Source organism: Shinella sp. HY16 (assembly GCF_028534175.1).
GTDB lineage: Bacteria > Pseudomonadota > Alphaproteobacteria > Rhizobiales > Rhizobiaceae > Shinella.
The window spans coordinates 455,861-478,309 of record NZ_JAHYXL010000002.1; the positions used below are offsets into that span (position 1 = coordinate 455,861).

A 22,449-nucleotide genomic window follows, 5' to 3' on the forward strand; every position below is an offset into this window, starting at 1 on the left:
CTCTTGACGTCACCGAAGGAACATAGTGTGCAATCTGCAATGCAGACAGGCAGGCATGGCAGGTTCGGACACGGAATGAGCGCGCTTAATACTCCTCAAGCTGGCGGTGTCGATTCAGGCTATGCTTGGCTGCGGCTGGCGCTTACACTTGTTCTCGGCACTGTCGCCTGTGTCGGCAACTGGTCCGTCGTGGTGGTGCTGCCCACCCTCCAGCTGGAATTCGATACGCTGCGTGGCGGTGCCTCCTTGCCCTATACATCCACCATGCTCGGTTTCGCCCTGGGCGGTGTGGCGATGGGGCGGCTTGCCGATCGGGTGGGCATCGTGGCGCCTGTGCTGATTGGCGCTGCTCTGTTGGGCGTCGGCTATGTGGCGGCGGCCTTCACCAACAATATCTGGCAGTTCGCCGCGATTTCCGCCGTGATCGGCCTCGGCTCCGCTGCCGGTTTCTCGCCGCTGATCTCCGACCTTTCCCACTGGTTTTGCAAGCGGCGGGCGCTCGCCGTCACCTTCGCCGCTTCGGGCAGCTATCTTTCCGGTGCCGTTTGGCCGCTGCTCATCGAGCATTTTCAGGCAACGCAGGGCTGGCGCGCCACCCATATCGGCATCGGTCTGTTCATCCCTCTGGTCATGGTGCCGATCGGTCTTTTGCTCAAGCGACGCCTGGAGACCGCTGCCTTTGCAGAGGCGGAGGCTGCGACCGAAACGGCGCGCAGCGAACTCGGCCTCAAGCCGAACGTGCTGCAGGGCATTCTCGTCGTCGCGGGCTTTGCCTGCTGTATGGCGATGTCGATGCCGCAGGTCCATATCGTCGCCTATTGTGGTGACCTCGGCTATGGCGTTGCCGTCGGCACGCAGATCGTTTCACTAATGCTCGGCCTCGGTGTCGTCAGCCGCCTTGCCTCCGGCGTGGTCGCGGACCGGATCGGCGCCGGCCCGATGCTCATCCTCGGCTCCTCCATGCAAGCCGTGGCGCTGCTGCTCTACCTGTTTTTCAACAGCCAATCCTCGCTGTATGTGATCTCCGGGCTGTTCGGGCTCTTCCAGGGCGGGATCGTGCCGATGTATGCGGTGATCATTCGACAGTTCCTGCCGCCGCGCGAAGCGGGTGTCCGCATCAGCCTGGTGCTGATGGCGACGGTGCTCGGCATGGCCTGCGGAGGGCTTGCCGCAGGCTACATCTTCGACGCGACCGGATCCTACCGCCTGGCCTTCCTGCATGGCTTCCTCTGGAACATCGTGAACCTTGTTCTTGTGAGCGGGCTGATCCTCTGGCCAAAACTGCGGCAACGGAGGAAGTTTGGCTAGGGCGCGGTGGCGTCCCAATGCCAAAAAACGTGCGAAAAAGCACCTTGAAAAACATGACAAATAAAGGCAAATTTTCTGCAACACTTTCTCATCCACTCCTACAACGCTGCAGCTATTCTTGCCTATATCGGTGCCCAAGATTGAAATCGTCATGGATCGGCTCCTCTTCCTTCAACGACGGATCATCATACTCGATGTCCTCGGAAGGGCGGGCCATCCCGTAATCAACATCCGACCTCCTTCAAGAAATTGCCGCCCAACTTAGCAAGATTGGCGACCGCCTGCCTTTGCACGCGACAGCTTACTGTTTGATAGCGGCAGACATTCATTCGACGGATTGCCGTCCGCGGTCTCTACGACTGCAAGCGATCCTGGATGCTGCCCGGTAACAACAGAGCGCGCCTTCCACGGCGTTGTTGTGCCACCAGGTCGGGCCTATCGGCCTACACAGCGAGGGCGCCCACGCCGGCGCGGAGTGTCCCCGGGTCACCGTTTTCGACACCGTAGAGAATGTCGAGGAGCGGGAACGTCATTCGATAGAACCGTATGCGGTCCTTTGCTGCCTTGTCCAACGGGAAGGGATCAAGCACTCGATCGACGAACCGGTCACCAAATCCCGCCGCGAGGCTGGCGAAATCGTAAGCCGGATCACCGGGACCGCAACCCGAAAAGTCGATCACCCCTGAAAGCCTGCCGTGCTCTACGAGTATGTTGCCACTCCCGAAATCTCCGTGAATGATGCAACGTGGAAGGTCGTCGCAGGTCGTCAGGAAATCGGAAAAGCTCTTTCTCAGACCGGTGGCCACCTTCGGCGGAAGCAGCGGGAAAGCGGTCGCTTCGCATTGAGAAAGAAGCCGACCCCATTCCGATGACAGCGCCTCGGCCGGCTGCACCTCAAGGTGTGCTATCGGAATAGAATGTAGCGCACCCAGAAACGCAGCAAGGTCCGCCGCCAAGGCCCCCTGCGCGCGTTCCGTCAGCCCCGACAGATCCGCCAGCGGCTCCCCAATGATCTTGGGGTGCAGCGAAACAAGCTGGCCATCGATGCTGTGGAGTGCGAGGTCCGGAACTGGCACGGGAAGGCGCGGCCGTAGCGCACGAAGCGCCGCCGCTTCGCGCACCAGATCGCGCTCGGCGCCCGCATGACGCGGCAATCGGAGAATCTTTCTGTCCAATTCATAGGCGATGGAGTTCTGTCCTGAGCCGATTGGGACAGTCTGTAGCTCGGATCGCAAGCCAAGTTCCTCGACGATCTTTTTGAGAAGAGTCGCACTGCGGGTGTCGTCGGCTTCCCCGTCAACGGAAGCGGGCGCGGTCGATGCTCCAGATTCATCCTTCATGCGTTCGTCCCGGTTGATCTCGGTCCACTCCTCCCACGTGCAAGCCCGTTTGTCACGATCGCCACAGGCGTGGCCACCGTATTGACACTTCCACCTGGCGCAATGGCAGGGAAACAATTGTTGCTGGCGTCGCAGATAAAGCCGGTAAGGCTTGGGCCGATCAGCGTGCCGATCGCGACGCTCGTGTAAACGTCGCGGCGACAACGACCCATCCGTAGAAGACGCCCTGGCGCTGGTGGTGAGCGTTCATGATCGTTCCTCGCCCTCAACCATTTCCTGGGTGTCGCTGGTACCAAGCCGTATGCTCCTGGAAGGTCGCTCCGGCGCGCAGCAGGGTCAATTCCTGGAGCAGACCGGCCAGCAATTGAAGGCCGATCGGCATCCCGTCCTTCGCGACACCGGCAGGGAAAGTCAGCGCCGGATGGCCGCTCATATCGAGGGGCAGTATAGCGCTGCAGTCTGGCGATCAGATCCGGCTGCTCACCAAGAGTCGCGATGACGGCGAGCGTCAGCGGAGCGAATGGTTGAACCGGGGTCAGGATCAGATCGACCGTCGCAAACAGAGCTTCGACGTCACGGCAGAAAATCGCGCGCCGCAGAAGGATCTGCTGATACTCAGCCTGCGAGACGGATTTGCCCATTTCAATGACGCCGGCAAGGATAGGTCCGTACAAGTCTTTGTTCGCAGCAAAGTCCTGCTCGTGAACGGCTGCCGCCTCCACAGCGCAGTTAGGCACCCAATCGGCAACGGCCTGGCTCACGTCCGTGAGCCTGATATCGACCATGTGCGCGCCAAGATCGGAAAAAACGTCCGAGGCAGCGGCGCGAGCGGCCTGTGTCTGAGGTTCCACGTCCTTGTTGTTCCACTGTGGATCAAAGCCTATCCGCAGACCGCTGATCCCGCCGCGCGAAGCGGAAGCGAAATCCGGCACTGGCTGGGCCGCCGCCGTCGGGTCCCTCGGATCACTTCCTGCAATGGCGGCCAGAATGATCCCCGCATCCATGGCGCTTCGCTCAGACCACTGCGCAATAATCAAGATTGACAATTCGTACGCTCGGCTGATTGGAATCGGCCCGATGCTTGCTGATAGCGGAGTGCGATTTCGCGCCTGGTGGGCGCAATCCCACAAGGTCTTGCCGCGGAGACCTACCCGTCGCTCAACGTGACCTGCATGTTTCGATCTTGTATCGAGAAAGCTGGTGGTGACGAGCGAGGTCAATCTCAAGCGAAAATAGGCCGCCCCGCAGGAGCGGCCATGGTCAGCGATCAAGCCGCAGCCGCGGTGCGGGTATCGAAGTCGGTCGTCCATTGTAGCGAGGGCCGCGTGCCGCACCGCTCGATCCAGGCCTTGACCACATCGCTGTCCGGCGTCGCCGCGGGGTACCAGGCAAAGGGCGATTGCAACAACAGATCGACAGCTGTGTATCGGTCCCCCATCAGATAGGGGCTATCCTTGAGCGCGCCTTCAAGATGCTTCGCCAGCTCCGCTGGGCCTCGGAATGTAAAATCCAGATAGGGATGTGAAAGCCCGGCAGCGTGCGTGATCAGCACCGGCTCAACGACGCCGGCATACCAGGCGAGCCAGCTCAGATACCGGCCGCGCTGTGGGTCGCCAGCAACTGGTGCCAGCTTCGTTTCCGGGAAGAGATCTGTCAGGTACTGTATGATCGCGATGCTCTCCCAGATGACGACGCCGTCATGCACGAGCAGCGGCACCTTGCCTTCCGGATGCGGGTTCTTCGGATCCTTGCGGCCGCTGCCATCGCCGCGCGTGATATCGACGATCTCGATCGCCACCTTGTCGAGGGCGTTGAGTTCGCGAAGCAGGGTGATGATGCGCGAAGAGCGCGAGCGCGGGGCGTGAAAGAGTGTCAGCATAATCTGGATCCTCGGTTGCGTTTGCGAATGCCGATCTTATACAGTCGGCCAACTGCCAGTTTTCGTCAGTAGGCTTCCTCTATCCTCCAAAGTCATGGCTCGTAGTGATCGTCTGTTCCGCCTGCTCCAGGCGCTGCGCACTCTCCCCTCTCCGGTAACGGCCGCCCGCCTTGCCGACGAGACCGGCGTGTCGCTGCGCTCGCTCTACCGCGACATCGACAGCCTGCGCGCTGCAGGCGCCGTCATCGATGGCGAGCGCGGTTTCGGCTACCGGCTGACGGAGGACATCGCCTTGCCGCCACAAACATTCACACGGCTTGAACTCGAAGCCCTGGTGCTCGGCCTTGCCGAGGTGCGGCACATGGGCGAGCCAGATCTCGCGGCCGCAGCAGGTGCCGTGCTTTCGAAGATAACGGCGACACTGCCCGACAGGCTGCAGCGCCAGGCATTGCATGCCGCTTCACAGGTCTATCGCTTCGAGCGCCGGGACCCGCCTGTCGCCAATGTCGGCCTTCTGCGCGAAGCCTGCTGGCTGGAGCGTGCGGTGGTGATCGCCTATGTGGACGCGGACCAGCAGCGGACGGACCGAAAGATACTGCCGCTGGCGATCGTCTATTTGGAGCGGGTGTTGGTGCTGCTTGCCTGGTGCTGCCTCAGGCAGGGTTTTCGCAAGTTCCGCATCGACCGCGTCGCCGATATCCGCATGACAGAGGAGAGTTTCCGTCCACGCAGGGTGCCCATGCTTCGGGACTTTGTCGCGTCTCTGAACGCAGGCGCGCCTGAGACTTCGAGGATGACGTTGAACGGCCAATAGGCAAAACGACGACGCGGCCCGTGTTGCAGTGTGTAAATAGGAGCCGGCAATCCAATCAGTTGGCAGCGCCTGGGTGTAAAGACATTGCTCGGTTAAGCCGATAGCGCTAAGCGCACACGCGTGTCGCGGCCGGCTTTTTCCGCCATCCGGATCTCATACGCTTTGCCCCAGTGCGACATGACCGCAACGGCCTGGTTTAAGCTGCGGCCGAAATCGGTCGTAGAATATTCCACCCGTTGGACCTTACCTGGAAAAACTTGCCGGCAGATGAGATCGTCCGCTTCCATTTCCCGAAGCTGTTGCGCAAGCATCTTCTCGCTGACACCAGGCAGGATTCTTCTAAGCTCGCCGAAACGGCGCGGTGCCATAGTGATCTCCCAGAGTATCTCCATTTTCCATTTTCCACCGATCACATTGAGCGCGCTTGCGAAACCGCAGTCGTCATCAGGTAAGCGCTTCATCCATATCTCCCTACTTCAAAGTAACCAGTTACTCGAAAGTGCGTAATTTACCAGGTCCTTCGGGCCAGCCTATCAAGCAACACTATTTGAAGATGGAGCTTGAATTCAATGACTACAATAGGCTTCCTCGGCGCTGGCCGAATGGGGACGGCGCTTGTCGCGGCACTGTGCAGGACCGGGCGCACAGTCCATGTCTGGAACAGAACGGCGGAAAAAGCCCAAGCCCTGGCGGCATTCGGAGCACGGCCGGAGCGCACACCAGAAGCCGCTGTCGCGGCCGCGGATATCGTTATGGTCAATTTGTTGGACTACGTCGCAAGCGACGCTTTGTTTCAACGGCCAGAGGTCACCGAAGCCCTTAAAGGCCGGCTGCTGGTGCAACTCACCTCCGGTTCGCCCAAGACAGCGCGTGACACCGGTGCGTGGGCGACGGTCAAAGGGATCGACTATCTCGATGGAGCGATCATGGCGACTCCTGACTTCATCGGTGGAGTGGAAACTCAAATCCTCTACAGCGGCGCGCGCGACCGCTACGAAAAATACGAAGCCGTGTTTGCGGCGCTAGGCGGCAAGTCCGCTTTCGTCGGCGAGGACTTCGGTGTCGCATCGGCACTCGATGGCGCCCTCCTTGCGCAATTGTGGGGCACGTTGTTCGGCACGCTTCAAGCGACGACCATCGCTCGGGCCGAGGGCATCGCGTTGGACGACTACGCCGCCTCTCTCAAACTCTTCCGCCCGGTGATCGACGGCGCCGAAGTGGACTTGCTCAGTCGGGTGCGAGACGGCCGCGACCGGGGCGATGAGGCAACTCTAGCAACAATTGCAGCTCACAATACCGCGTTCCAACATCTGAGACACATTGTTGCGGAACGTGGCCTGAACCCGGCGATCACAGATGCGTTCGATAGCTACTTTGCTGCAGCGATAGCAAACGGGCACGGCAACGACGACTTCGCAATGCTCGCAAGCTACATGGTTTCGCAATGACAGCTGCAGATTCCGGAACGGAGACGCACACCGCCACGTGTACTTGCGGCAGTTTCCGGTTGAAAGTTCGGGGAGCGCCGGAGCGGGTCTATGCCTGTGCATGCCTGGAGTGCCAGAAGGCAACCGGGTCGGCGTTTGCCTATCGCGCCCTCTACAGCAAACAGGCGATTGTCTTTGACGAAGGCGACAAGCGCCGGTTTCGGCGCATCACGGACACCGGCAGGTGGATGGACCAAGTGTTCTGCCCGAACTGCGGAACACTCATCTACATGGAAGCCGAGGTCATTGAAGACAAGCGCGTGATCTCAATCGGCTGTTTTGGTGAACCAGATTTCCCGCGACCTGCCTCGATCTTCTGGTCTAGGCGTCGTCATGACTGGTATCAGCTCGATGAAGACATCGTCGCTATCGACTAGGCTCGATACTCAATTTGGGTTGCTGATGATGTGAGTGTCTGATTCCCTGTGATCCGGATGTTTTCGGATGGCAAGGAAGCGGGACGTTTATTGGTTTTGGGATGCGGAGTGGGAGGCGATCCAACCGCATCTGCCGAGCGGCCGGCGTGGAGCGCGATGAGTGGATGACCGCCGGGAAATCTCGGGAAACATGCACATGTTGCGCTCTGGCGGACGCTGGAAGGACTGTCCAGTGGTCTATGGACCCTGCACCACGATCTACAATCGCTGGAACCGATGGAGCCGCCAGGGTGTGCGGGAGCGGATCTTCTACGCCCTGACCGGATCGAGCGGCGTGTTCACCGGCTCGGTGAATTCAACGCACATCAAGGCCCATCGCTCGGCAGCGGGCGCAAAAGGGGGCTTGTCATCACGCCATTGGCACTTCGCGCGGTGGGCGCACGACCAAAATCCACGCGCTGAGCGATGATTGCGGCCGCCCCGTCGCCTTCGCCCTGACACCCGGGAACGCCCACGATCTCGCCGGCACCAAGGCGCTGCTCGCCATCCGCTGCCCCAGCCACAAGCTGCTGGCCGACCGCGCCTATGATGCAGCAAGCCTACGCGACTGGCTCGCCGAGCGGGGAACCGGGCCCGTCATTCCACCCAATCCGACCCGCAAGAACCCGCACGCCTAAGACCGCGACGCCTATCGCGGCCGAAATCGCATCGAGCGCATGTTCTGCCGTCTGAAGGACTTCCGCCGCATCGCCACACACTACGACAAACGCGCCGACATCTTCCTGTCAGCCGTCTGTATCGCTGCCGCTATCACTTGGTGGACCCGCAATTGAGGCTCGACCCTAGAACGGCGCATGATGCGCTTGTAGTCAGCGCGGCAATGCCAACGTTTCGTTTTCGCCCACGGTCAGATCGCCAATTTCTTCAACTTTCATCGCAAACATCGGACGGCCGCCGATCACCGCCAGCTTCGCCCCCATACCATCTCTACCGGGCGCGCAACAGCGTGGTCGATCGCTGCCTGAGTCTCGGTATGCAAATTCTCGCTGCGACTGCGTCTAATTAAGGCGACGCTACCCGTAGCGGAGTTCGGTACAATCTGCCGCGAGTTGGAAGGTGCAGTGGAACGGATACTCGGTATTCCAACGTGTCGAGAATAATTAATTAACATATAAACTCTATCCATCGTGGAAACGGCATACTTTGATATTATACTTTAGATGTTCCCATGGCTGAGCTGTTAGACAAGGATGCGCTATCCAATGCGCCCGGCTCCTGTTGGATGACCGCGGAGGCAATTTTCCACCATCCGGATTTCCCTGCCGTCGACAGACAACTTGCCGCTCACCTCATCAAAATTCATCGGGAGACGCCCCGCTTGGCGCGCCTTAAGGCTTCTCACCGAAAGTGGTTCATGACGCAATCCATGTACGCCCTGTGCATGCAGAGGGCGACAGGCAATGATGCCGTCGGGCTTCATGCAAGCCGCTTTATCGAGTCGGTTACGTCGATCGGAGTTGCGAGCCGGAACACCGCGGATGCCTTTCTCAAGGAGTTGCTCGCCTACAAGTTTCTGCAGGAAATTCCTTCGCGGCATGACAGGCGGATACGAAGCCTTGGGACAACCCCGGCAAGCGACGCGGCCATGCGCGGCTGGTTCATGGGGCACATGAGTGGGCTGGACCGAATGGATGGCGGCAACCGAGTCGCTGACTGTGCGGAAAATCCGCTGATCTTCCGCACTGCGCAGCCACACGCGGCCGCAGCGCTGATCGCCAATCCTATTTGGCGTTACCCGCCTGATAGTATCAGCCATTTCCTTGCCTCGGAATTCGGCGGGATGATTATCCACGAGTTCATGTTCGAGATCTCGGATTTTACGGCCGTAGATGGCAGAGTGGTCGTTGGTCCCGTCAATGTTCATTCGTTGGCGATGCAGTATGGGATCTCCGCCACCAACATCAAACGAATGTTCAAACGGGCACAGGAGCAAGCTTGCCTCGGCTGGGAAGGGCGCCGTGGGCACAAGGTCCTTTGGCTCTCCCGACATTTCCTCGAAGACTATTTGTGGTGGCAGGCGCAAAAGTTCTCGGCTCTCGATGAGGCCTTTCATTTTTCTTTGGCAACGGTGCCGACTGTGGGGTCAGGCGGGCGATCGCAGTGAGGCTGTGCGAGAGGACGGAGGCCGCGGCCGACCGGCTTGTAATGGAAGAGCGGATCAATACTCCCAGATTTGGCCCTTGAATGTGAGGGGTGCATCTTCGCCCGCGCACTCGACTGCTTTAATCGCGTGGGGAACATTGTCTCGGAGCAGGGTGGATGAGTGCACTGGATGAGGGGCTTTTCCGCAAGGAAGCGCTGGAGCGGAATTTTTCGCCTGAGCGCTTGGAAGAGGCGGTGCGTATCAACACCACCGCCGGTCGGGTCGGACTTTTTGCCATGCTTCTGCTTTTCCTCCTGTTCGCAGTGTGGGGCCTTGTCGGGCGTATTCCCGCTCGCGTCGAGGGCCAGGGCATCCTGCTGTTGGCGGGCGGACAGATCATAGACGCTGCGGCGCTAGTGTCGGGGACGCTTGTGACGACTGCAAGTCGCGTCGGTGAAGCTGTTGCGGCTGACGCCGTGCTCGCTCGTATCGATCAGCCGGATGTGCGCCTGAGTTTTGAGGCGGCGTCGCAGCGGGTGGAGCGGTTGCGGGACAACCTGAAAGCGGTGGAAGAGAATGAGGATCGGGTGCTTGCCGCGCGAAAGGCGAACGCTGGAGCTCTCCGTGCTGCCTATCGGGAGAAGATGGTGGATTCCGTCCGGCGGCGCGACACCTACCTCGCCCAACTTACCCGGCAGGAGAAGCTGGCGAGTGCGGGGGCCGTCACGACCACGAAACTGCAGCAAACCCGGGAAGCGGTGGAAGAGGCCAATCAAGCCTTGTCCTCGACGCGTGCAGCCCTTCTTGAACTTGATGCTGCGTTGATCACAGCTCATGCTGAGAGATTGCGGCGATTGCAGGATTTGCGGCAGGATTTGTTGCGAGAGACCGCCGACCGCGACCAATTGCGCCAAAAGCTGGATGATTTCGGTAAAGTGGTCGCTCCTGCTGGGGGCCGATTGATCGAATGGAAGGCTCCTTCAGGGGCGCAGGTGGCGGCCGGAACACCCGTTGCGAGCGTCGCCACAGGTACCGGCCCGCTTCAGATGCAACTCTATCTGCCGCCCGCGAGCGGCAAGCGCGTGCGGCAGGGAATGCCTGTCAATATCGAGATCGCCGGCCTCCCGCGCGAGCAATGGGGTACGCTCCAGGGCACTGTGGTTTCCGTTTCGGACTTTCCGGCAACCCGTGAGGGCATGTTTGCAACTTTGCGCAACGACGGACTAGTTTCGCGCTTTTCGGCAAAAGGAACGCCCTTCGTGGCGGTTGTCGAGCTGGCGGCAGATCCAGACACGCCCGGAGGCTATCTCTGGCGCGGCGGCCATGGCCCGGACGAGCCGCCGGGGCAAGGGGCAATCGGCACGGGCAAGGTGACGATCGAGGAACGCGCGCCCATCGATTTTCTCCTGCCGTTCCTGCGCACGTTGACTGGGACCTGACATGGGGCGCCTGTTCCCGGCGTCGAGACGACCGGTCCCGACGATTTTGCAGATCGAGCACGCCGAATGCGGCGTCGCCTGCCTCGCCACAGTGCTGGCCTGGCACGGCCGGCATATAGGCCTCGACGAATTGCGCATCCGGGCCGGCGTTTCACGCGACGGCACCAAGGCCAGCAACCTGTTGCGTGTCGCACGCTGGGCCGGGCTGGAAGCGCGGGGGCTGCGTGCCGAGCCTGGAGAGCTATGCGATATCGAGGGACCAGCTATCCTGCACTGGGAGTTCAACCATTTTGTTGTTCTGGAGCGCATTGCAGGTGGTGTCGCCACGATCGTCGACCCGGCCGAGGGGCGGCGGACGATATCGATGCGGGAACTCGCTGGAAGCTTTACCGGCGTCGCGCTGACATTCCGGAAGGGCGAGCGGTTTTGCCCCGGTGGAAAGAGGATGTCGCCGCTGTCGTCGCTCGGTGAGCGGTTGAGAGGAACGCGACCGGCCCTGTTCTCCATTCTGGCGGCCTCACTTTTTCTCGTCGTGCCGGGCGTCGTGTTACCGGTGCTTTCCCGAAGCTTCATCGACGACATTCTGATCGGCCAACAAAAGGACTGGCTCCTGCCGTTCTGCCTGCTGCTCTTCGGCGTTATCCTGTTCCAGGCTGCTGTCGCTTTGTTCCAGCAACTCCTTCTAATGAAACTGGAAACGCGACTCGCCTTCCTGCCGACGACCCGGCAGCTTTGGCACATGCTGCGCCTGCCGATCAGCTTCTACACGCAACGTCATGCGGGGGAGCTTGCTAGCCGGCTCGACGCCAACGAGCGGCTCGCGAACTTGCTTTCCGGGGAACTGGCGACGCATGTCTTCAACCTCGCAAGCATTGTGGCTTACGCGGCGATCATGCTCGCCCTCGATCCGGTATTGGCGGCACTGCTCATTGCCATTCAGAGCGTCTATGCGCTGGTGTTGCGTGAAGCCATCCGACGACAAGGAATCAATGCCCGTCAGCAGGTGGCAGCAGCCGGTAAGCTAGTGGCGGCTACCATCGGGCCTATTCGCAGCTTGGAAACGGTGAAGGCTTCCGGTCTCGAAAACGAAACCTTCCGGCGCTGGGCCGGGCATCAGGCGCGGCTCCTCGGCCTGCGCAGCGATCAGGGGCATATTGATGCGGTGCTGGCGGCCGTTCCCGCACTGATGCAGGCGCTGGCCGGCGCTCTTGTCCTTGGCGTGGGCGGACTCCGAGTGATGGACGGGGCAGCGACGCCCGGTACGCTGATTGCGTTCCAGGCCCTAGCTGTGAGTTTTTCTGCTCCGATCGCAGGCTTGTTGGCGCTAGCAGGACAGATCCAGCAGGTACGTGCGGATCTGGAGCGGGCTGACGACGTAATGCGGGCACCGGCGTTTGCGGCAGCGGTCGAGGCGCGCGCTCCGAAGGATTGCGTGATTGAAGCAGAAGACCTGAGCTTCGGGTACAGTCCGCTGGATCCACCACTGATAGAAGGTCTCTCGCTGGTACTGAGGCCTGGGTCGCGGATCGCGATTGTTGGCGGCTCTGGCAGCGGCAAGACCACCGCGGGCCGCCTGCTCGCCGGGCTTCTGGAGCCGTGGGGTGGTTCGCTCAAGCTTGGTGGCGTTGATCTTATGGCCATTCCCGCCGCACGGCGCGCGGCGCTGTGCGGCTATGTCGACCAGGACATCTTCCTGTTCGAAGGAACGGTTCACGATAATCTGACACTCTGGAACGACGGCGTATCCGAAGGAACGATCACGCAGGCGCTGGCCGATGCGGCGGTGCTGGATGATATCCTTTCGCGCAAAGGGCGGTTGTTTGCAGCGGTCGACGAGAACGGCGGCAACTTCAGCGGCGGGCAACGCCAGCGTCTGGAAATTGCTCGGGCACTTGGTGGCAATCCGCAGATACTCATCCTCGACGAGGCGACCTCGGCGCTGGATACGGTCACGGAAAAGAAGATCGGTGAGAGCCTGCGCCGGAGGGGATGTTCCTGCATCGTTATCGCCCATCGCATCGCGACTGTTCGCGATTGCGACGAAATAATCGTCATGAAGGCCGGACGGGTCGTCGAGCGCGGCAACCACGCGGAACTCCTTGCGCTTAAGGGTGAGTATGCCTCCCTGGTGCGGGAGAATGCGCCATGACGCAGCGACCGTCACCAACCACGCAGCGCGAAAAACTTGCCGATGCCGGATTGACGTTGGCGCTATTCGAGCTTTTCGCTGGCGAAGGTAGCGGCAGCGAAGTGGTCAGCACGCCTCTGGTTACGGCGATTGCTACTGCCATGAAGGCGGCCGGCCATCCGATATCTACGGAAACATTGCGCGATCTGGCGGCCCACGATCCCTGGGTCGAAGCGCCGGTCTTGCTGCGGCGGGCGGGCATTGCTTATCGCCCGGTGGAGCTAGCGGTGGACTGGTGGCGCTATGACGGATTGCCAATGCTGGCCGAACTGGAGGACGGCACGCCGGCCGCGTTGGTTCCCGCCGCACAGGGTGGCTGGAAAATCGTTGCCGGCGGCACATTCGCTCGGGCGAACGCGCGCATCGCAGCGCGGGTACGCTCCGCAGCAATCCAGGTCTACCCCGTGCTACCCGATGCGCCCGCAACACTTGGCGGCCTTTTGCGCTTCGGTCTTCGCGGCGCGAGCATGGACGTGCTGCGCATGTTGGCGATGGCGGTTATGGCGAGCCTTGCGGTGTTGGTGCTGCCTGTCGCGGCGACCCTGCTGTTCGAGCACGTGATCCCATCGGGCGACCGGGTCAATCTCTGGCAAATCCTGATCGGCCTTGTGGCGATCGCCTTTGGGCAAACGGCCTTCGATCTGGTTCGGACCTTCGCGGTGGCGCGCATCGAATCCCGCCTAGACGCAACCCTGCAGGCCGCCATTTTCCATCGGCTTCTGCGCCTTCCCGTCGGGTTCTTTAAACGGTTCACCACCGGCGACCTCGCCGAGCGCGTGCTGAGCCTGCAGGAGGCGCGGCAAATGGTTACTGGCAGCATGCTTTCCGGCCTATTCGGCGTACTCGGGATCCTGGTCAGCGCCCTGGTGCTGTTCCTTATCGATTGGCGTCTTGCGCTGATCGGCGTTTCGGCTGCAAGCTTGCTTGCGCTGGTCTCGATGGTGCTCTCCTGGCAGCAGCTTCTGGAAGAGCGTCGACAGGTCGCGGCGCGTGGCGTGGTGCAGGGGTTCGTTCTGCAACTGCTGTTCGGCATCGTGCGACTGCGTGGGGCCGATGCCGAAAAACGCGCGCTGACCCAATGGGCATGGAAGAGCGCCCGGCAGCGGCAGGCCTTCATGCGGGCAAGGCTCTACAGGGCGTGGCAGAGCGTTTTGCAGGTTTCGATGCCCTGGCTTTGCTTGCTTCTGATCTACGGTGCTGTGATATGGCTGGCCGATGTCGATGAAAAGAAGGCGATCCTCGACGCACTTGCGGCCCCGGCGGACAGCGACGATGCGCCGACAGTGTTGACCGTCGCGGCATTTGCGGGCTTTGCGACGGCGTTCGGTCAGTTGACAGCTGCCATGCGTGCCGGCATCGGCGCAATCTCCGGCCTTATGGCGGTCGCGCCCTTGCTGGAACGCACCCGGCCGGTGCTCGAGGCGAAGCCGGAGGAAGGCATACGTCCCGCCCAGCATGGCCTTGATCTTGAAGGCAATATCGCTTTCCGCAATGTCAACTTCCGCTATCACGCGGATGGCCCTCCGATCTTGCAGGACGTGAGCTTCAATGTGGGTCGCGGGCAGTTCGTGGCGATCGTCGGCTCGTCTGGCAGTGGAAAGTCGACGCTCCTCCGGCTGATGCTTGGTTTCGAAACGTTGGAAAGCGGCGAAATTCTCTTTGACGGCATTCCTGTCCATGGATTGGAGCCCCGCTTCATACGCCGCCAAACGGGCGTCGTACTGCAGAACGGCATGCTATCGGCAGGTTCGATCTACGACAACATTGTCGGTGCCTCCGACTGTGGACCACAGGAGGTCCTGTGCGCTGCCCGACTTGCAGGCTTGGAGGAGGATCTGGCCGCCATGCCGATGGGTCTGCATACCATACTGGCTGATGGCGGCAGCACGCTTTCCGGTGGTCAGCGCCAGCGTATTTTGATTGCTCGAGCCTTGATAAACAAACCGAAGATCCTCCTGCTCGACGAAGCAACAAGTGCGCTCGACAATTGTACGCAGGCCAGGCTGGCCGAAACGCTGACCGGTTTGAACGCGACACGCATTGTCATCGCCCATCGCCTGTCCACCATTCGCCAGGCCGACTGCATTATCGTGCTCGATCGGGGCAAGGTGGTTGAAACCGGGACCTTCAACGAACTCGCCCGGGCCGGTGGCTGCTTCCAGGACCTTGCCGGCGAAGAGGTGTTGGCCGCTCCGTGACAGACCAAATCTGGGAGCTTCAACGAATATTCTTGAACGCGGGCCGGGAGAATTCTACCTCCTCTGTCCAGAGGAAAAGCAAAAAACCGCAGGTTTTGAACAGTAACTTTCCGGCGATCGCTGGCGAGAATGAGTCTCGTTTGATCGACGGAGGGATAACTGCGGGCTTTTTTCTCTGGCATTGGCGCCGAATGAAAAAGACCGCGCGGTTCCGGAACCGACGGTTCGCAACCAACCGCCCTGTACGATCAGGGCCGAAAGGAACAGACATGAGTGACAAGAAGATCAAGAGCCAGGACGTTAAGACCATCGTCAATGACGAGCTTCCCGATGCCGCACTCGATATGGTTTCGGGCGGTTATCCGGCGCGTCCGAGCATGAAGGAAATCGTCAAGGGTTCGGGCTTCGGCCGCTAAAAAACTCCGGCCTCTTGAAAAGGCCGGATGGTGAACCTGCGGGTATCCGCGACAGAGTTTGCGGATACCGGTCAAAAAAAGCGGAAAACGGGAATGCTCACCCCGAATACTCATCCATTCACCGTCGAAAGACGGAATGCTATTGTCGGCGCGGAAGCGCAGCGAATGACATTTCCGGCGTATCGGCAGTTGTTGGACGGTGCGCCGGGCCACGACATTTTTGTCGCGTTTCAGGGAACGGAACTGTGCGGACTGGCGCTGTGGCGCGAGAGTGACGAGGGCGGCAGACGGCTTCTGTCGGTCTTTACAGCTTCGGTGTGGCGTAGAAAAGGTGTTGCGCGCGCGTTAATGCGACAGGCACAGAAAATCTATTGCACTGCCGGATCCGGCAAACTGGCGGCTTTCTGGTCGGATAGCTTGCCGGGCGCCGAGCCCCTTTCCAGGCTCCTCGCGTCGCTTGGCTGGAGCACGCCGGCGCTGGATTGCGTCCGCATTTCCGCGAATGCACAGCAGACGAAAGTCTGGTCCGACAGCCGCCGCATGGAACGCATGACCGTCCGTCCGGGCATTGAATTTCGCGAGTTCGGCGCTGTGACGGCTAGCGAGCGGGCCGAGATCGATGGGCTTCTCGAAGCCGAGGGCGTCCCGGGTCGCTGGCGTCCGTTTGACCCGCTCGTAAACGTTAATCAGCAGCTCTCACTGCTCATGTACCGCAACATGAACCTTGACGGCTGGATGGTGGTGCAGAATAGCGGGCCGGGCGAGGTTTGGTTCTGCAGCCTATACAACCGGGGCCTCTCGACCAGCGCGGGGGCATTGATGCCACTTCTTGTGGAGGTCTGTCGCCGGCACCATGCCGCCTTCGGCCCAACGGGGCGCTGGCGCTACAACACAGGACCGGAACATCCAGGTATGGCGGCGTTTCTCGATCGGTACGCCGGGGAGTTCGCAGATTTTCACGATCGACACCTCTACTCCACGTTCACTTTCTCTGGGGCGCCGATCGCGACAGTCTGATCGGCTAGCGCCAATACGTCCGGCCGATGTGAGATCATGACGACGGCAATATTTTGAGCGCGGGCATTGGCGAGGATCCGCGCGGCTGTGTCGGTGTCGAGGCAGGATAGCGTTTCATCGAGAAAAAGGATCCTGGGGCGGGCAGCAAAACAGCGCGCGATTGCAATGCGGGAGCTGAGCGCTCGCGGCATAGCGCCTTCGATCATCAAGGTAAGATAGCCCATGGGCAGGGCCGAGATCTCCTCATGAACGTGGGCGGCCAGGGCTGCTGCCTCTATGGCGACCGGCGACATATCGTCAAGTCCTGCGCCGATCACAGCGGAAATCGTGCCGGGTTCATTGCGCTCGTCTTGCATGACGCATGCGGCAGAAACGCGCCAAGCTTGCACGCGCGCGCCGTTGAGAGGCGTGCCATTCAGTAGCAGTCGGCCTGCCCGCGGTTCTTCCAGGCCCATCAGAATGCGCATCAGCGTGGATTTGCCGATCCCCGACGGACCGGTGAGTGCCAGAACCTCTCCTGGCCTCAGCCAAAAGGAGACGGGTTGAAACAGAGGCGCGCCGGTGCCGTGGGCGTGGGTTACGGCTCTTGCCTCCAGGCTGATGAAGGGCGAAGGTTCATCTGCCGCGCCGGTGCGAGCTCGGCATGCAACCGTTGGCGTGGCAGCGGTTCGCAGCCGCAGCGCTGCCCTCGCAACTGATATCGCAGCCTTGCCGAGTGCAAGGGCGAAAAGTGCCGCCAAAGGGCGACTGCTTGCCGATGCCGAGGCGTAGGCAGCGAGCGGCGTCAAGGTCAGCCCTGCAAGATCGATGCTGCGGGCAACATCATCAAATGCGGATTGCCGGTGCAGACGGCTGACCCGGTCCGCCAAAAAGCTTCGCGCCTTCTGCAGTCGCCCATCGAGCTGGCCGTATCCGATGGACCACGGAGCATATTTGAGTGGACCTGCGCGCCGTAGCGCAGCCTCCGCCCGCTCATGCATCCTCACGCCATGCTCCATGCTCAGCCCGTCGCAAATCGCGGCGGCGACAGCGAGGACTGTTGCGACGAGCAACGATGCAATCGTACCCGCCGGCCCTGCCGTGAGGGAAAGTGCAAGGAGCGCAATCAGGCCCGTCGGTAGCCAAGCTTGCAAGTCCATCCGTGCACAGAAGCAGACCAATTCTGCGTGATTGGCACGGCTTTCCCGCCGGTCCGCATGCGCGCGGCGGTCGCCAGGCGAGGAAAGCAACCTGTCCCAAGAGCGGTGACGGATCGCTATGCGGGCATCGCGAATGTTGCGCAGGGCGATGGTTTGGCCGGCATAGGCGAGAAAGAAAAGCCCAAAGGCGAAGAAAAGGGGCCGGAGTAAGCCGGCCCAGTTTGAGGTGTCCGCTTGCCAAAGCCAAAGGGCGCCGCCCGGTGCCAGCCAACCGGCCTGCATGAGCGCGGCCAGCCACGGCGGGCGAGGCCGCAAAGCCTGTCCCCGTTCGGCAAAGGCATATATTTTCAAGTCGCCGCACGCCATGTCTGCAAGCCGGCGATATCCTGTCGTTCCCGGCTGATGGATATGCTCGTCGTCCTCGGTTTCGCCGGTAAGAACTGGGCCAATGTCTTCGCCGCGCCAATGTCCCGCCAGCGGTCGGATGCGTCGTCGCCAATAACGCCCGCTCATGGCGATGTTTCCGCTGAACCAAGCGCCACACGATGGCTGGTTAGCTCCATCGGCAGGTGGCGCAAAGACGAGACCACCATTGTCAGGCCGGATTTGTGCAGGCGCGCAAGAATGCGCTCGGCAAGCTCCGCCTCGACCGAATCAAGCATCCCGTCGATGACGAGAAGGCGGGGCTGGGCAAGAAGGGCGCGCGCGAGTTGCAACCGTGCCCTCTGGCCGCCGCTGAGCTCCGGCGCGCCGGCGGTGAGATAGAGGTCAAGCCCCCCGCGTGGCGCAAGCGCTCCGGCCAGTTCCACTAGTTCGAGTGTTCTATTTTTCTCCATGTCGCTTTCGACGGCCAAGAAACGTCGCACGCTTCCCCGTGGCATCGGCTCCTCGCCGTCAAGAAGGATGATTCCCGCCTGTGGTCCGCAACATTGATGACCGTACACCAAAACTTGACCTTCGGATGGCGAGAGGAGGCCACTACTCAAGCGGCACAGGAGGCTATGGCCGCTACCTGAGCGGCCTTCCACAGCAAGCAATCCGCCGGGGGGAAACTGGAAACTGATAGGCCCGAATACACTCTCGGACCGCTCGAACGGCCGCCAGCTTACGCCGCGAAATTCGAGGGCGTGGAGCCGGTCGGACGCCCGCGCACCGGTCGGTGCGCCAATCAAACCATCCGGAGGGGTGTCGGAAAGACGAGCGAAGGTGGCCTCGGCCGCCCGCTTGCTTGCCAACCCATCAACAAGGCGAAAGCATAGCCAGATGGCCATGAGGCCGCACCACAGCATCGCAAGTGTCCTGTCGCCGCTCGCGGCGAAAGCCGGCGCAAGACTGGCCGCAACCGCAATCAAAAAGAGAAGTGTACGGCGTTGGTTTTTCTCGACGGCAGTAAAGAGGGGCTTTTCCGTCTGTGTTGACAGGCCGGAGAGGCGGACGAACATCGCCTGCGGGCCAGCCCCAAGGCGCCAACGGGCAGCTGGCGCGAACAGCATTGCTGTAAGAAGGCCGGGTTCGGCCTCCAAATCGCCTCTCTTGGCGTGCCGTTGTCCCCGCCCGTTGGATGTGGCGATGAAAAAGCTGCATGCCGCAAGCAGCAGCAGGCTTTGTGCTAGGCCCAAGAGGCTCGCAAGGAAGGGCGGTACCGCCAAACAGGCGGCAAGCGCGGGCAGGAATATGACGTTTCGCTGTGTGAGCGGATCGGTGAGGGCCCCAATGGCGGACAGCATTGCATCGAGCCGGTACCGTCCCGACAGGACCATGTCTTGGGCAGGCCAGCGCTTCACATGTTCCTCGAGACTTGCAGCATGTCGCTCGGCCCTGCTGCGAGCAGCAACGCGGGTTCGCTGCATGGCTAAGCCGTCCCCGGCAAGCAAAAACAGGACGGAGACGAACGTCAAGCCGACCTGTCCTGTGGTGAGGGCTAGCGGGGCTGCGAGTGCGCCAACCGCAAGGAGCGTTGCAGGAAGACAGACAGGTCCGCCGCGCGTATTGTCCCATTGGATCAGGTGTGTCCGCTCGGCTTCGCGCGGCTCATTTGATGCGATGGTGAGGACGATGCCGGTGAACTGGCGCGAAAATTCAAGCATATCCAACTCAACTACCCCTTCAGCGGGATCGTTAAGGCGAACGCCGACCTTAGACACAGCCTCGAGCACTGCGAAATGAAGGAAGCGCAGATGTACGATTGCGGGGAGCGGTACATTGACCAAGCCGTCGAGGTCGATCCGCCGGGCTGTCGCTGAGAAGCCTTCCTCTCGTGCCGCATCGCGGAGGTTCCGCAACGTCGACCCCGCCAGCGGGGAGCAGATTCGGCGCCGAAGGACATCGAGTGGGATGTCCCGGCCATAGTGCGCCATGAGCATGGCAAGTGCTACGGCACCACATTCCGCTGCCATACCTTGTAGGCGCTGCGGTGTCGCGACGAAACCATCACCGCTCATCCGTGTGAAACGCTTGTAGGACGGCCCCAGATGCCGCCAGATTTGGTTGAATGCCATGCTTGACTCTTTTGGCCGACGAGCGTAGCGGCGAATTGGAAGCTTCCCGCGCATAGACACCGGCGGGCGTTCGCAGATCAACGGATTTTAGGTCCAAAATTGTGGGCAATGAAACAAATGGCCAGAGCGGTTCAGTCCGTTTCCGCAAGGAGGCACTCGATCGCTTGGCCGAGGGCGAGCAACTGGATGAAGTCGTAGCCATGCGCGCCAATGCGCGTACGCCGCTGGTTGCTGGCCTGCTATTGATCGCGGCAAGTCTTTTCCTTTTGGCAGCGTGACCTTTCCGGCAACCCTCCCGCCCCTTTTGTGCTCTTCACGACTTTGGCAGCCACGGCCCAGGTCGGCGATATCGACGCCCCAATGAGCTGCCGCATTGTCATCAAGGGAGATGACAGCACTGCAGCATGCGCAGCCGAACCCGTCGTCTTCGCCAAATTCGATACCGATCCGGGATTCGATCTATCTTCTCTGACGGCGGGCAATTTCTATGATGTGATCATAACGATGGCCAAGCAGGAAGGATGGCTCCGTTGCAAGCCTCTCGTTTACAGGCCGCATCCCGGGCGACGCCACGCGGCGGCGGCGATGACCTTGCTCTATATGGCCTCGGTGCTTGTCACTCCCGACAGTGGCGTCTCGGCCTGGCTAGCGCTGGCGGCGGGCGCGGCGTTCCTCGACCGGCTGGCGGAATGGTTCATCGGCCAGCCCGCCTTCAAGACCGAGGTGGCCGTGCTGGCGTTCGGCAACGCCTTCGCAGGTGCCGGTTTCCTCGTGCTCGGTGCAACGCGGCTCGGCCTTGATCTTCCGCCTGTCGCGGGCCTGCACATGCTGTCGGTCGGGGCGCTCGGTTGCGCGGTGATGGCCGTGCTGATCATCGCGGGCCTGCGGCACACGGGCCGCGATCTCCTGGACCTGCCGTGGCAGGCCCATGGGGCGGCCTTGCTGATAGCTGCCGCCGCTTTCGTCCGCGTTCTCCCGGAAATCGCCTTCGCCTCCGGCCTTGCGCCGTTGCTCTGGAGCTTGCCGACAGGGCGGTAATCATCGCCATGGGCGGACCGTCGATGTCGGCTCCGCGCGTGACGTTCCCGCCGATAGGGAGTTGCGCAATCGATATCTGGCAATCTAGCGCATTGGGATCGTCCCTCAGATCCCGAAGGAAAGGATCTTGTGTCTCGCGGTTGTTTACAGGCCTGCCATTTGTGACGCGGTAGCCGCTTGCACTCCCACGGACGAGGGACCCCGGGGGCAAACGGCCTTACCGATAGACGTCGTCGTCGAGCTCCCGCAGGAAAGAAGATATGTTCGAGCGGGCGATCCGGAAGAGAAAGTCGATCACCATTTTCACCCGCGGCACGTTGCGCAGGTCGTGGTGGCAGATCAGCCAGTAGGTGCGGCGAAGCTCAACCTCGTCGGCAAGGACGATCTGGAGCTCGGGATGCTGCTTGGCGACGAAATGCGGCAGGATGCAAAGGCCGAGACCGTTCCGGGTTGCCGTCAACTGAGCGAAGATGCTGGAGCTCTGAAAGCGCGCCTTGATGCCGGGATGCACGTCGCCGAGATAGTCGAGGCCCGGTGCGAAGATCATGTCCTCGATGTAACCGATGAAGGGATGCTGGAGCAACTCGTCGCGGTTTTGAACCGGGCCATTCTCTTCGATGTAGCGGCGGGAGCCGTATACATGCAGGCTGTAGTCGGCGATCTTCTCGCAATCATAGGGGCCGGCTTTCGGCGGATCGAGCGAAACGGCGAGGTCCGCTTCCTTGCGCGAGAGCGACATGATCTGCTGGATCGTCACCAGTTCGAGCGCGAGGTTCGGATGGCTGGCCGCAAAATCATGCAGCCGATGGGTCAGAAAGAAGTTGGCGAAGCCTTCCGGTGCGCTCATGCGGATCACGCCGCGCTGGGCGGTGGCACCTCCGGAAACTTCCGCCTGGAGCCTGTCGGTCTCCGCCTCGATTTTTTCGGCCGTATCGACAAAGCGCTGGCCCATCGAGGTCAGGACGTAACCGCGCGGATTGCGCTCGAACAACTTCACCTTCAGTGCGAATTCCAGTCGGTCGATGCGGCGTGACACCGTGGCGTGACTCGTCCTTAGCTGTCGTGCAGCCGTCGACAACTGCCCCGTCCGGGCGACCGCCAGGAAGTACATCAGATCGTCCCAGGTGAACTGCGGATACGCCGACATGAATGTCCCTTCTGTTCAAAA

General features: G+C 61.1%; 19 protein-coding genes and 2 pseudogenes. 14 read left to right on the forward strand and 7 right to left on the reverse strand.

Annotated elements, in window-relative coordinates; all coding sequences use genetic code 11:
• Window positions 1-75 precede the first annotated feature (75 nt).
• Complete coding sequence (locus tag K0P03_RS22530; protein WP_023517038.1) at window positions 76-1,308, forward strand: MFS transporter; 1,233 nt, start codon at window positions 76-78, stop codon at window positions 1,306-1,308.
• 443 nt (window positions 1,309-1,751) lie between these two features.
• Here the strand turns inward: K0P03_RS22530 and K0P03_RS22535 are convergent, their stop codons facing one another.
• From K0P03_RS22535 to K0P03_RS22545, 3 genes are all read right to left on the reverse strand, one after another.
• Window positions 1,752-2,648, reverse strand: coding sequence for a phosphotransferase family protein (locus K0P03_RS22535; protein WP_024270995.1), 897 nt, complete (start codon window positions 2,646-2,648; stop codon window positions 1,752-1,754).
• Window positions 2,645-3,652 (reverse strand): amidase family protein, encoded by a 1,008-nt coding sequence (locus K0P03_RS22540; protein WP_024270996.1) that lies wholly within the window; start codon window positions 3,650-3,652, stop codon window positions 2,645-2,647. Before K0P03_RS22540 ends, K0P03_RS22535 begins: the two co-directional genes overlap by 4 nt.
• Before the next feature lie 263 nt (window positions 3,653-3,915).
• Window positions 3,916-4,527, reverse strand: a complete 612-nt coding sequence (locus K0P03_RS22545) for a glutathione S-transferase family protein (protein WP_024270997.1) — start codon at window positions 4,525-4,527, stop codon at window positions 3,916-3,918.
• A 94-nt stretch (window positions 4,528-4,621) separates the two neighbouring features.
• Between K0P03_RS22545 and K0P03_RS22550 the strand changes: the two genes are divergently transcribed.
• Window positions 4,622-5,341, forward strand: coding sequence for a helix-turn-helix transcriptional regulator (locus K0P03_RS22550; RefSeq protein ID WP_024270998.1), 720 nt, complete (start codon window positions 4,622-4,624; stop codon window positions 5,339-5,341).
• A gap of 92 nt (window positions 5,342-5,433) precedes the next feature.
• On the opposite strand, the gene K0P03_RS22555 is transcribed toward K0P03_RS22550, so the two are convergent.
• Window positions 5,434-5,802 carry a winged helix-turn-helix transcriptional regulator gene (locus K0P03_RS22555; protein ID WP_024270999.1) on the reverse strand — a complete coding sequence of 123 codons (369 nt, stop codon included), beginning with the start codon at window positions 5,800-5,802 and terminating at the stop codon, window positions 5,434-5,436.
• A gap of 108 nt (window positions 5,803-5,910) precedes the next feature.
• On the opposite strand from K0P03_RS22555, the gene K0P03_RS22560 reads away from it, so the two are divergent.
• The 10 genes and pseudogenes from K0P03_RS22560 (at window position 5,911) to K0P03_RS22605 (ending at window position 16,606) form a co-directional block, all read left to right on the forward strand.
• Window positions 5,911-6,789, forward strand: a complete 879-nt coding sequence (locus K0P03_RS22560) for an NAD(P)-dependent oxidoreductase (protein WP_024271000.1) — start codon at window positions 5,911-5,913, stop codon at window positions 6,787-6,789.
• Window positions 6,786-7,205 carry a GFA family protein gene (locus K0P03_RS22565; protein ID WP_024271001.1) on the forward strand — a complete coding sequence of 140 codons (420 nt, stop codon included), beginning with the start codon at window positions 6,786-6,788 and terminating at the stop codon, window positions 7,203-7,205. Before K0P03_RS22560 ends, K0P03_RS22565 begins: the two co-directional genes overlap by 4 nt.
• A 67-nt stretch (window positions 7,206-7,272) precedes the next feature.
• Window positions 7,273-8,038, forward strand: a pseudogene (locus K0P03_RS22570) (IS5 family transposase).
• 12 nt (window positions 8,039-8,050) lie between these two features.
• Window positions 8,051-8,230 (forward strand): annotated as a pseudogene (locus tag K0P03_RS22575) (IS6 family transposase); the annotation flags it as partial.
• A gap of 203 nt (window positions 8,231-8,433) precedes the next feature.
• On the forward strand, window positions 8,434-9,369 hold the full coding sequence (locus tag K0P03_RS22580; protein WP_024271002.1) for a hypothetical protein: 936 nt from the start codon (window positions 8,434-8,436) through the stop codon (window positions 9,367-9,369).
• Window positions 9,370-9,524: 155 nt separating this feature from the next.
• A complete protein-coding gene (locus K0P03_RS22585; protein ID WP_023515202.1) occupies window positions 9,525-10,787 on the forward strand; it encodes an NHLP bacteriocin system secretion protein in 1,263 nt (420 codons plus the stop codon).
• A 1-nt stretch (window position 10,788) separates the two neighbouring features.
• Window positions 10,789-12,936 carry a cysteine peptidase family C39 domain-containing protein gene (locus tag K0P03_RS22590; protein ID WP_024271003.1) on the forward strand — a complete coding sequence of 716 codons (2,148 nt, stop codon included), beginning with the start codon at window positions 10,789-10,791 and terminating at the stop codon, window positions 12,934-12,936.
• Window positions 12,933-15,173 carry an ATP-binding cassette domain-containing protein gene (locus K0P03_RS22595; RefSeq protein ID WP_023515200.1) on the forward strand — a complete coding sequence of 747 codons (2,241 nt, stop codon included), beginning with the start codon at window positions 12,933-12,935 and terminating at the stop codon, window positions 15,171-15,173. Before K0P03_RS22590 ends, K0P03_RS22595 begins: the two co-directional genes overlap by 4 nt.
• Window positions 15,174-15,442: 269 nt before the next feature.
• The gene (locus tag K0P03_RS22600) at window positions 15,443-15,589 is read left to right on the forward strand and encodes a hypothetical protein (protein WP_024271004.1); all 147 of its coding nucleotides are present in this window, start codon (window positions 15,443-15,445) and stop codon (window positions 15,587-15,589) included.
• A 93-nt stretch (window positions 15,590-15,682) separates the two neighbouring features.
• Window positions 15,683-16,606: a GNAT family N-acetyltransferase gene (locus tag K0P03_RS22605; RefSeq protein WP_023512179.1), complete on the forward strand. Its 924-nt coding sequence runs from the start codon at window positions 15,683-15,685 to the stop codon at window positions 16,604-16,606.
• Here K0P03_RS22605 and K0P03_RS22610 read toward each other — a convergent pair.
• On the reverse strand, window positions 16,561-18,258 hold the full coding sequence (locus tag K0P03_RS22610) for an ATP-binding cassette domain-containing protein (RefSeq protein WP_023512178.1): 1,698 nt from the start codon (window positions 18,256-18,258) through the stop codon (window positions 16,561-16,563). The two genes, K0P03_RS22605 and K0P03_RS22610, sit on opposite strands and share 46 nt — an antisense overlap.
• Window positions 18,255-20,243, reverse strand: a complete 1,989-nt coding sequence (locus tag K0P03_RS22615) for a cysteine peptidase family C39 domain-containing protein (RefSeq protein WP_024271005.1) — start codon at window positions 20,241-20,243, stop codon at window positions 18,255-18,257. The genes K0P03_RS22610 and K0P03_RS22615 overlap by 4 nt, the downstream gene beginning before the upstream one ends.
• Window positions 20,244-20,344: 101 nt before the next feature.
• Here K0P03_RS22615 and K0P03_RS22620 point away from each other — a divergent pair, with 101 nt between their 5' ends.
• On the forward strand, window positions 20,345-20,521 hold the full coding sequence (locus tag K0P03_RS22620; RefSeq protein ID WP_156032042.1) for a hypothetical protein: 177 nt from the start codon (window positions 20,345-20,347) through the stop codon (window positions 20,519-20,521).
• Between the two features lie 226 nt (window positions 20,522-20,747).
• Complete coding sequence (locus tag K0P03_RS22625; RefSeq protein WP_245290409.1) at window positions 20,748-21,281, forward strand: NnrS family protein; 534 nt, start codon at window positions 20,748-20,750, stop codon at window positions 21,279-21,281.
• A 217-nt stretch (window positions 21,282-21,498) separates the two neighbouring features.
• Here K0P03_RS22625 and K0P03_RS22630 read toward each other — a convergent pair whose 3' ends face one another.
• Window positions 21,499-22,428 carry a LysR family transcriptional regulator gene (locus K0P03_RS22630; RefSeq protein WP_024271006.1) on the reverse strand — a complete coding sequence of 310 codons (930 nt, stop codon included), beginning with the start codon at window positions 22,426-22,428 and terminating at the stop codon, window positions 21,499-21,501.
• Window positions 22,429-22,449 lie beyond the last annotated feature (21 nt).